We start from the raw sequence: 9,969 nt of genomic DNA on the forward strand, positions 1-9,969 counted from the left end.
TAAAGCGGACCGAGATATTCCGCAGGTGACGACAGAATGCCCTATTGCGTTCCTTCGGTTGATCATCCGTTATGGGCTTGTTATGCGAACCTGTGTTGCGCCGGGTCGGTGAAGAAAGGTGATACGTTCAGAAAGGCCCTGGGGGAACGGGCCTTCTTCGCGGCTGCCTTCCTGCGCCGCATCCTCCGAAGGGAAACTCACATGCAATTTCGCGTGCGTGGAATGCTGCTCGCGGGCACTGTCGGCACGGTCATGGCGCTGACCGGGTTCTCCGCGCTGACCATGGCCAACGCCGCCCCGCAGACCACGACGGCGGTTCCGGGCGCCGCACACGACGCCGGCGCGGAACCCCCTTACGCCATCGAGGACTTCGGCTATCCGGACGCCGAGGAAATCCGAAAGCAGAAGGGAATCACGCTGCGTCGCGGCGACGGCGGCATCACCCTCACCGACTGCTCCGCCCCGCACCAGATTCAGGTGTGGACCCTGCAGAACACCGAGGGCCGGTACTGCTTCCGGACCACGGGAAAGAGCGGATACCTGACCCTGGAAGTCAATCGGGTCCACGCTATCCGGACCGATGACCGGGCCGTCCGCGCCAGTCTGACGACGGAGGGGCAGACCACTACCGTGGACGTCCCGAAAAACGACTACAAGCCGGTGGGCGAAGGCGATGAGAAGGACCCGCGCCCGGCGGTTCTCGTAGAACTCAGGGTGACGGGTTCAGCCGGCCCGCGCGCGCTAACCCTCGCGTCACATTCCCTCTCCGCACACCCGCCCGCACGGCCGCCGGCACCCAAGGAAGAAACATGTTCGCACTCCGTCCGCGCCCGGCGCGGACAGTCAGCCTCCTTTCCGTCACCGCGCTGACGACCCTCGCCATGGTCCCCACCGCATCGGCCACGGCGGTGTCCGGTCCCGAGGCCGCCGCCGGCACGCACCCCTACGCGGTACGGCTCCAGCTCGGCGCCGACGCCGACTCCCGCACCTGCTCGGGCACGCTCGTCGACCGCTTCTGGATCATGACCGCCGCCAGCTGCTTCGCCGCCGCCCCCGGTAGCCCGGTCGGCGCCGGCAAGCCGGCCCTCAAGACCACGGCCACCTTCGGCGACGGCAAGGCCGTCGACATCACCGAGATAGCCCCGCGCACCGACCGCGACGCCGCCCTCGTGCGTCTGGCCACGCCCGTCGCCGGCATCACGACCGCCGAGCTCGCCGCCTCGGCCCCGGCCCCCGGCGCCGACCTGACGGCCGCCGGGTTCGGCCGCACCAGGACCGAGTGGGTACCGGGCAAGCTCCACACCGGCGCCTTCCGCGTCGACTCCACCGACGCCACCACCCTCACCGTCACCGGCAAGGGCGCCGACGCCATCTGCAAGGGCGACACCGGCGGCCCGCTGCTGAACGCGGCAGGACAACTCGTCGGGGTGAACTCCCGTTCCTGGCAGGGTGGTTGTCTCGGCACCGCCGCCACCGAGACCCGCACCGGAGCCGTCTCCACGCGCGTCGACGACCTCGCCGACTGGATACGGCAGGTCCGCCTCACCACCGCCACGGTCCGCAACGCCCACAGCGACCGCTGCCTGTACGTCGGTTGGCGCACCCCCGACAACGGCGCCCGAGCCCAGCAGGCCGACTGCGACCCGCAGTACGCCGACCAGGTCTGGAAGTTCGAGCCCGTCGCCGGTGGCGGCTACCAGATCCGCAACACCTTCAACAACCGCTGTCTGCTGGTCTCGTGGCGCACCCCCGAGTGGGGCGCACCGGTGACCCAGTACGACTGCGACCCGCGGTACGCCGACCAGGTCTGGAAGCTCGACCCGGTGCCCACCGGCGGCTACCAGATCCGCAACTCGCTGTCCGGCCGGTGCATGCACGTGTCGTGGCGCACCCCGGAGTGGGGCGCACCCGTCACACAGGCCGACTGCGACGCGCAGTACGCCGACCAGGTCTGGAAGCTCTGACGTCGGCAGTCAGCCGCAGCCGATCCCCTCCGTGTGCTCGCACACCGAACCCTGCCATCAAGGATGTTCCGCATGTCAGTTCTCCGCCCCCGTCAGGCGCGGATGACCGGCCTCGCGGTGACCGCGACCGCGTTCACCACCAGCCTCGTCACCGCTGCCCCGGCGCACGCGCTCACCGGCGCGGAAGCCCCGTCCGGCCGCTACACCTCTGTCGTCAAGCTGTCCCTAGGCGACGAGGCGAACCGCCGTGCCTGCACCGGCGTTCTCGTGGACGAATGGTGGGTCGCCACCGCCGCCAGTTGCTTCACCGCCGGCGCGGGCGAGCAGGTTCCCGCGGGGAAGCCCGCCCTGTCCGCCACCGTCACCCTGGCCGACGGCGAGACCCGCGAGGTCACCGAGATCGCACCCCGCGCAGAGCGCGATCTGGTCCTCGCCCGTCTCGTGCTGCCGGCCAGGGGCGCGGCCACCGTCAAGGTCTCCGCCTCGGCCCCGGCCCCCGGCACCGACCTGACGGCCGCCGGCTTCGGCCGGACGAAGACCGAGTGGGTGCCGGGCAGGCTCCATACCGGCACGTTCACTCTCGGCTCCGCGGATGCGACCACACTGGCCGTCACCGGCAAGGGGACCGACGCCCTCTGCAAGGGCGACACCGGCGGGCCCCTTCTCGACGCCGCGGGCGAACTCGTAGGCATCAACAGCCGGTCCTGGCAGGGCGGTTGCCTGGGCGTCGATCCGGCGGAGACCCGCACGGGCGCCATCGCGGCCCGGACCGACGACCTCGCCCAGTGGATCGCCAGTACCACCGAACCGCGCCGCTCCGCCGCCGCGCACGAGGCCGGCGGCACCGACCGGGTGCGGTGGGCCGACTGGGACGGTGACGGCAAGGCCGACTACATCAGCGTCGCCGACAACGGCAACGTCGACGTCTGGCTGAACCGCGGCCCCAACGCCTGGGCGGGCATCGGCAGGGTCGCCACCGGCACCACCACCGACCGCTCTCGCGTGCGTCTCGCCGACCACGACGGCGACGGCAAGGCCGACTACTGGGTCATCAACCCCGACGGCTCGGTCAACGTCCACATCAATCGCGGAGGCGATGTCGGCGGCGGGTGGCGGAACCTGGGCATCATTGCGTCGGGCATCACCACCAAGCAGGACCAGGTCCGTTTCGCCGACTGGGACGGCGACGGCCGTTCCGACTACATCACCGTCCTCGACAACGGCCACGTCAGTGTCTGGCTGAACCGTGGCGACAACGCCTGGACGGGCATCGGCAGGGTCGCCACCGGCACCACCACCGACCGCTCCCGCGTGCGCCTGGCCGACTGGAACGGTGACGGGAAGGCCGACTACTGGGTGATCAACCCCAACGGCTCCGTCGACGTCCACCTCAACACGGGCGGCGACGTGGGCGGTGGCTGGAAGGACCTCGGCCAAGTCGCCTCGGGAGTGACCACCGAACACGGCCGCGTTCACTTCGCGGACTTCGACGGCGACGCTCACGCCGACTTCCTGCTGCGCGGCAGTGGGAGCAGCACCGCCTACAGCGCCTGGCTCGGCAACGGCAGGGCCGGCGGCTGGAGCGGCATCGGCCAGATCGCCAGCGGCGTGTGACCACACCGGACCACGCCGGCTACTCGACGACTTGCAGCCCGCGCGGCTGAGTCCCTCCGGCCGTCCGTACCCACTGGGCGGAGGGACTCGGCGCGCATGCTCTGCATCGGTCAGCCCTGCCGGATCGATCCGACCGCCCTGAGCCCCCGTACCGCCGCCCGTCGCAGTGTGGGCTGTTCCCGCACCAGGCGGTGGGCGGCGCGTCTCGGTTCGTGGCGGAGCCAGTGCAGGGCCGCGCCCGGTCCGGTCGTGCGCAGTGCGCCCTCGTGGACCATGAGGTCTCCCGTCTTGAAGGAGTTCTTGTAGGCGGCCTCTCCCCGGCCGAAGTCGACGAGGCGGATGCCGGTCGCGGCGGCGGCCTCGATCATGCGGAGGTAGAGGACCCGGCCGGGGGAGAAGGTCGCGAGGGCACGGTCGTAGGAGGGGAACCAGCACGAGAGGACCGTGCGCGAGCGCAGGCCGAAGTGGGCGGCCACCGGGCGGTCGTCCGCGTAGAGCACGGAGAGGATGCCCGAGCAGTCCGGTCTGTCGGTGTCGGCCAGCAGCCGCACGAGGTCGGCGATCCACGGCTGGACGAACGGGTCGCGGCGGCCGGTGCGGCGATAGTGGGCCGACTTCCAGCCGATGAGGGTCCGCAGCGCGGCCGGCGTGCGTTCGTCGTGGACGTAACGCAGCGGGCCGAGCTGGCGGGCCATACGGCGCTCCTGGGCCCGGGTCGATTTGAGGAAGCTGCGCGACTGGGCGCGGAGATGGGCCTCGTACTTCTCGAATCCCTGGGCGAGGTCGACGACGGGGGAGGCGAACCGGTCCGTCGCGTACGGCAGGAAGAGGTCCTGGCCGCTTTCGAGGTGGTTGAACTCCCAGGCGTTCAGGGAGCATGCGCGCAAAAGATGGTGCGGGTCGACGTGTGAGTCCTCGGGTTGCAGGACGGCGCCCTGGCAGTCGGAGACGCCCAGCCCGAGCGCGCGGCCGTGGCCCCAACGGTCCCGCTGGTAGGGGAAGTAGCCGACGGGTTGCTGCCCACGCCGCAGCACCGCCACGCGGGCGTCGCGGCACACGCGGCCTATGGCCCGGGTGAACTCGGCGCTCATGAAGGGGTTCGCGGTTTCCGCGGTCGTGGTGCGCCGCAGTTCGTTCCAGAGGTCGAGGTCTCCTGGAGTGAGGGCGTCGGCGCCCATGATGTCGATGCGTGGAGTGGCCAAGTGGGTTCCCTGAGTTCTGGTTTCGGCAAGGCGGGTGACCTGGCGGGGCAGGGTGGTGCGCTCGATCGGCCTTGGCGTGGCGTGGCTTGGCGCGTCGAGGAGTTCCGGGACCTGTCGGGCCCGGGGCGGACGGGTGCGGCCCGGGGCGGACGGGTGCAGCAGCGTTATGGGGGGCCCCTGCGACCGGTCGCGCCGGAGAGCAGTACCTCGAAGACGCACTTCGCGTCGTCGTCGGCGCGTGCCGCGGAGGAACGGCTCGCTTCCTCGGCCGGGGCCGGCACTTCCGAGCCGGCCGTGCCGGCCGTGCCGAGCGTGCCGACCGTGCCGCCGACGGGCCGACGGCCGGGCCGGGGGAGAGGGAGCGGCTGCGTGATCATGTCCCGTCCATGGTCGGGGAGATGCCCGGACCTGGACTCGGGAACGGGAAAACCGCTCCAGGTGAACATTCGGGCGACCGGTCACTTCATCGGGTGAACGGCCACCAGATCTGGCATGCACACGCTCGGCCAGTCGCATCAGCCACACCAGCCGCGTCTGACACAATCATGAACATCATTCACATCAGCCTCACAGTCGTGAGGTGTCGCGCGCGCCTGTTCGGCTGCGCGCCGGGGGGAAGGGTGTTCGGTTCAGTATGAGAAAGCGTCGTTGGTGGGGGGCCGGCGCGGTCGTCGCGGCGGGTGTGTGCGGGACGTTGGTGGCGCAGGGTGTCATCTTCGGATCCGACGAGGACGGCGATGACTCCAGGCCCCGGGCGATCAACAGCGAGGTGCGGTCGACCGCGTTGGAGGTGAGCGGCGACAACGGCTCCGCGACGTTGGGGCGGCGGGACACCGAGTCGTTCAGCATGCTGGGGGTCACCTGGCGGGATCCGTCCGCCGCGGTGCCCGGCAAGGTGGAGGTGCGCACGCGCGCGATCGCTTCGGGCACGTGGTCGGACTGGCTGACCCTGGACAACGACTCCGGCCGTGAGGAGAGCGGCACCGCCTCCCGGGGCGGCACGGAGCCGGCGTGGGTGGGGCCGTCCGACGGTGTCGAGGTGCGCGTGAACGGCACGTCGGGGGCGCGGCTGCCGCAGGGCCTGCGCCTGGACATGATCGGCTCCGCCGACGGCTCGAAGGGCGGGGGCACTGCGGGCGGCGGCGGAGACATCGAGCCGGCCGCGTTCGTGGCGCGGAGCAGCGACGAGCCCTCCGCCCCGGAGTCCTCGCCCGCTCCCGAGTCCACCTCGCCCGAGACGTCCGACGGCACCACCCCGGAGCCGTCCTCGTCCGACGAGGCGACGACGGAGCCGTCCGAGGACGAGTCGACCCCCGTCACGGAGTCGCCGTCGGAGAGCGGCACGCCGACCGAGTCGCCGAGCGAGTCCGCTTCCCCGTCCGACTCGCCGACGGCGCCGCCCCCGCCCGAGGCCCCGCCGTCCACCGTGCCGAAGCCGCCGATCACTCCGCGGTCCGGCTGGAGCGCGGACGAATCCCTCAACTCCGAGGCGCCGGTCTATCTGCCGGGCGGCAGGATCAAGGCCGTGACGGTGCACCACACCGCGCAGAGCAACACCTACACGTGCGCCGAAGCCCCGTCCGTCATCAACGGCATCCACACGTACGACGTGAAGACGCTGGGCTGGAAGGACATCGGCTACAACTTCATCGTCGACAAGTGCGGCACCGTCTACGAGGGCCGCAAGGGCGGCGTGGACCTGCCGGTCGTGGGCGCGCACGCCTACGGTTTCAACTCCCAGAGCACCGGCATCGCCGTCCTCGGCACCTACACCGACTCGGTCCCCTCGCAGGCGGCGATGGCCTCGGTGGCGCGGGTCGCCGCCTGGAAGCTCGGTCAGTACGGCGTCGACCCGCAGGGCACCACCACCCTCACCGCGGCGGTGGCCGGGAGCAACCTCGCGCGCAAGTCCTGGGCTCCGGGCGCGGAGTTGACCTTCCCGGTCATCCACGGCCACCGCGACGGCTTCAACACCCAGTGCCCGGGTGACGCGTTCTACGCCGCGCTCGGCACCGTCCGCAGCTGGGCCGCGGGCCCGGTCGCCGGCCTCACGCTGACGTCCGTCACCGGCACCGGCAAGGCCGGGGCGACTTCTTACACCAACGGCCCCGTCACCGTGAACTGGTCGGCCAAGACCCCGGCCGCGCTGATCACCCGCCACGAGGTGCTGGTCGACGGGAAGACGGCGGCCACCGCGGCGGGCGGCGCGACTTCCGCCAAGGTGACGCTGACGGCCGGCACGCACCGGCTCCAGGTCCGTGCGGTCCACCAGTCGGGACGGGCCGCCACGACCGCCGCCGCCACCGTGATCGCCGAGACGACCCCGCCCGCCTTCACCACCAAGCCCGGCCTCGCACTGCGCGCCGGGACCGTGGACACCGCGGCCGTCCCGCTCACGCTGACCTGGAAGGCGACCGACGCGTCGGGCGTCAAGGAGGTCCGCCTGACCGGTCCGGTCGCCAAGACGTACGGCCCGACCGTGACCACCGCGCAGCACACCGCCAAGTCCGGTGTTGCCACGGCGTGGTCGTTGAAGGCGTACGACCTGGCGGGCAACGCCGCCACCGCGTCGGTTTCCGGCACCCCGGTGATCGTCCAGGAGACCGCCGCCGTTCGCGCCGGCACCTGGACGGCGAAGCCCTCCACCAGCTACCTGGGCGGCAAGTCCCTCACCAGCCAGTCCAAGAACGCCTCGCTGACCTGGACCTTCACCGGCCGCTCCGTCGCCTGGGTGGCTTCCCGGGCCGCCACCTCCGGCCAGGCGCACATCTTCATCGACGGCGCGAAGGCGGCGACGGTGGACTTGAAGTCGTCCACCACGGCCTACCGCAACGCGATCTGGACGAAGAACTGGCCGTCCAGCGCCAAGCACACCATCAAGATCGTGGTGGTTGGCACCACCGGACGTCCCACCGTCACCACCGACGGCATCGTCTACCTCAAGTAGCCGCCGCCGCAGGCCGGGTGGTCCCTCGGGGAGGTGACCGCCCGGCCTGCCGAACATAGTTGACGTCACGTCAGGTGTGTCAGGCCCGTGCCGCTGTGGGCCGTTCCCCGTCCTGCTGCCCCGGGCCGCTCCTGCGGGCACGCAGGTAGCGCAGCAAGCGCGTGATGCCGTAGCCGAGCAGCCAGGGCAGCAGCGTGATGCCCCCGACGTACACGGCCAGATAGCCGAGGAAGTCGTACAACTGCTCCGGAGGTTCCAAGTCACCGTCCACCCGACGGGGCCGTTCCCACCGCTCCAGCGGGAAGATCATGACGATCGCCGAGGTCAGCACGGGAATCAGCGGGACCAGTACCGACCACAGCCGAGGCCGGGGGCCGGGCGCGGAGGCGCACCACACGCCCAGCGACACCATGGCGAACGGCCCGAACAGCACCCACAGCACCGCCGGGAACATCAGCAGCACCCACCACTCGTCCGAATATCCGAACATCATCGGCGTCGCCCCCTGGTGTGGTCCGCCGGTCCGCCCCCGAGGGCCGCTTTCCCGTCACACAGCGGCGAATCTACCGTCGAGGGGCCCGGACGGCACCCGAGTATCGAGTCGCCCGAAGACGGTCAGGGCGCTCACCGTGACGCCCGCGACTTCTCGCGCCTGGCGAGGGCCCGGAACGCCTCCCACTGCACGCGCGGCAGCGGCAGGTCGCGCTGCCGCAGATACCGGGCGGTGGCCCGCTTCGTGCGGCGGAGCACCCGCAGCGCGTCGCTGGGGCGTCCGGAGCCCATCGGCTCCACCACCGACGCGGGCAGCAGCAGCCAGCCGTCGTCGGTCCGCCGCAGCTGCCCGCGGACCAGGGCGTTGCGCATGCGGTTCAGCCGCTCGTCGTGCTCGTGCACAAGGAGGGAGGCGCTGCCCTCGGTGACGGGGCAGTCGGCGGGCACGGTCAGCGCGAAGCCGTCGGCCGTGGGCACCGGACGGGTCCGGGCCAGCACGGGTGCGCCGCTCGCGTCGCGGGCGGCGAGCACGGCGCTCGGGTAGCGGGCGAGCTGCTCAACTCCCGGCAGCGCTACGCCGTCCAGTGGAGTGCCATGCGCTGGAGCGTCGTGCGGGCCGGTGCCGTCCGCGCTGCCGGCCGGTGACCGCGGCGAGGCCACCAGCTCCGTCAACGGGCCGCGCACGACGACCTGTTCGGGCGTGACGGTGATCAACAGCCGCAGGTAGTACCAGTGCATCAACCGCCGCATCGGAGCCGAGAGATAGGCCCGGCTGTGCGGCTGCCGCTCGAACAGCGTCCTCCAGTAGTCCTCGGCGCCCTCCGGGCCCGTCATGACGACGTCGGGGCACACCGCCCGGCCGCCGACGAAGATCTGCGGGGCGTGCTCGTGCCCGCTGCCCGTCGGATCGGAGAACAGCAGCGCGACACGCTCGTCCCGGCGCACGTTCAGCGCCTTCTGCGCGAACGCCAGCGACGTGGTCAGCAGCAGCGTCCCGTCCTCCTGACGCCGTACCGCCGCAGGCCAGGCCAGCGGCGTGCCGTCCCGGCCGAGGGTGACGAACTCGCAGGTCAGGTAGGCGTCCAGGACGTCGAGCGGGGCCGAGTCGAGTACGGTCATCGCCCCGTCTCCCCGTTCAACGGGCCGCGCACGGCCCGGCAGGCGGCGGCGTACTGACGCCGGCCCAGCGTGTACCAGAGGACGCGGCCCAGCAGCGGGGCCTTGCCGAGGAAGTACGCGCGTTCCTGCGGCGTGGCGTCCTCCAGGATCGCGCCGAGGGCGATCAGCAGCTTCTCCTTCGGGAGCCCTTCCAGCCCGCGCTGCCCGACGAGGTCCCACTCGGCGACCGTCAGATGCTCGGCGACGAGCGGCAGGACCGACCGCTCCTCCTCGTCGAGGTGGACCAGCAGCACCGAGCGGTGCTCGGCCAGGGCCAGGGCCAGTTCCTCCCGGGCGATGTGGTTCGCCTCCCTGCGCCACACAGGGGCCCATTCGCTCACGACGGCGAGGGTGCTGTCGATGTCCTGGTGCTGCTCCTCCATACGCGCGACCAACTCACCGTCCGCCGCGCGCTCTCGAAGCAGTGGCCAGACCAACTCGTCCTCGAGGGTGTGATGGTGGTGCAGGCCCGTCAGGTAGTCGTCCAGGTGGTTGTATTTACCGACCGTGAACGTGACCGGGTCGGCTCTGACCTGGGGTGATGTGTTGTCCATCGGCACGCGACGTGGCGGGCTGCCGAGGGCTGATTCGA

The 9,969-nt window shown here is 71.3% G+C and carries 9 protein-coding genes; 4 read left to right on the forward strand and 5 right to left on the reverse strand.

Annotated features, from left to right (window positions below):
- The first annotated feature begins 108 nt into the window (after window positions 1–108).
- The 3 genes from ACFYX4_RS29930 (at window position 109) to ACFYX4_RS29940 (ending at window position 3,578) form a co-directional block, all read left to right on the forward strand.
- Window positions 109–870, forward strand: coding sequence for a hypothetical protein (locus ACFYX4_RS29930; protein WP_389339806.1), 762 nt, complete (start codon window positions 109–111; stop codon window positions 868–870).
- The gene (locus tag ACFYX4_RS29935) at window positions 810–1,964 is read left to right on the forward strand and encodes a trypsin-like serine protease (RefSeq protein WP_389339808.1); all 1,155 of its coding nucleotides are present in this window, start codon (window positions 810–812) and stop codon (window positions 1,962–1,964) included. The genes ACFYX4_RS29930 and ACFYX4_RS29935 overlap by 61 nt, the downstream gene beginning before the upstream one ends.
- A 72-nt stretch (window positions 1,965–2,036) precedes the next feature.
- Window positions 2,037–3,578 carry an FG-GAP-like repeat-containing protein gene (locus ACFYX4_RS29940; RefSeq protein ID WP_389339810.1) on the forward strand — a complete coding sequence of 514 codons (1,542 nt, stop codon included), beginning with the start codon at window positions 2,037–2,039 and terminating at the stop codon, window positions 3,576–3,578.
- A 110-nt stretch (window positions 3,579–3,688) separates the two neighbouring features.
- Here ACFYX4_RS29940 and ACFYX4_RS29945 read toward each other — a convergent pair whose 3' ends face one another.
- Both ACFYX4_RS29945 and ACFYX4_RS29950 read right to left on the reverse strand, forming a co-directional pair.
- On the reverse strand, window positions 3,689–4,780 hold the full coding sequence (locus ACFYX4_RS29945) for a GNAT family N-acetyltransferase (protein ID WP_389339812.1): 1,092 nt from the start codon (window positions 4,778–4,780) through the stop codon (window positions 3,689–3,691).
- Window positions 4,781–4,944: 164 nt separating this feature from the next.
- On the reverse strand, window positions 4,945–5,157 hold the full coding sequence (locus tag ACFYX4_RS29950; protein WP_389339814.1) for a hypothetical protein: 213 nt from the start codon (window positions 5,155–5,157) through the stop codon (window positions 4,945–4,947).
- A 257-nt stretch (window positions 5,158–5,414) separates the two neighbouring features.
- Here ACFYX4_RS29950 and ACFYX4_RS29955 point away from each other — a divergent pair, with 257 nt between their 5' ends.
- The gene (locus ACFYX4_RS29955) at window positions 5,415–7,727 is read left to right on the forward strand and encodes an N-acetylmuramoyl-L-alanine amidase (RefSeq protein ID WP_389339816.1); all 2,313 of its coding nucleotides are present in this window, start codon (window positions 5,415–5,417) and stop codon (window positions 7,725–7,727) included.
- Between the two features lie 79 nt (window positions 7,728–7,806).
- Here the strand turns inward: ACFYX4_RS29955 and ACFYX4_RS29960 are convergent, their stop codons facing one another.
- From ACFYX4_RS29960 to ACFYX4_RS29970, 3 genes are all read right to left on the reverse strand, one after another.
- Entirely contained in the window at window positions 7,807–8,220 is a 414-nt protein-coding gene (locus tag ACFYX4_RS29960) for a hypothetical protein (RefSeq protein ID WP_389339818.1), read from the reverse strand.
- A gap of 131 nt (window positions 8,221–8,351) precedes the next feature.
- The gene (locus ACFYX4_RS29965) at window positions 8,352–9,338 is read right to left on the reverse strand and encodes a pyridoxamine 5'-phosphate oxidase family protein (RefSeq protein WP_389339820.1); all 987 of its coding nucleotides are present in this window, start codon (window positions 9,336–9,338) and stop codon (window positions 8,352–8,354) included.
- Complete coding sequence (locus ACFYX4_RS29970; RefSeq protein WP_389339850.1) at window positions 9,335–9,931, reverse strand: hemerythrin domain-containing protein; 597 nt, start codon at window positions 9,929–9,931, stop codon at window positions 9,335–9,337. The genes ACFYX4_RS29965 and ACFYX4_RS29970 overlap by 4 nt, the downstream gene beginning before the upstream one ends.
- Window positions 9,932–9,969: the final 38 nt, after the last annotated feature.

Origin of the sequence: Streptomyces sp. NPDC002328 (assembly GCF_042890065.1) — a bacterium.
In the GTDB taxonomy this organism is placed as follows: domain Bacteria; phylum Actinomycetota; class Actinomycetes; order Streptomycetales; family Streptomycetaceae; genus Streptomyces.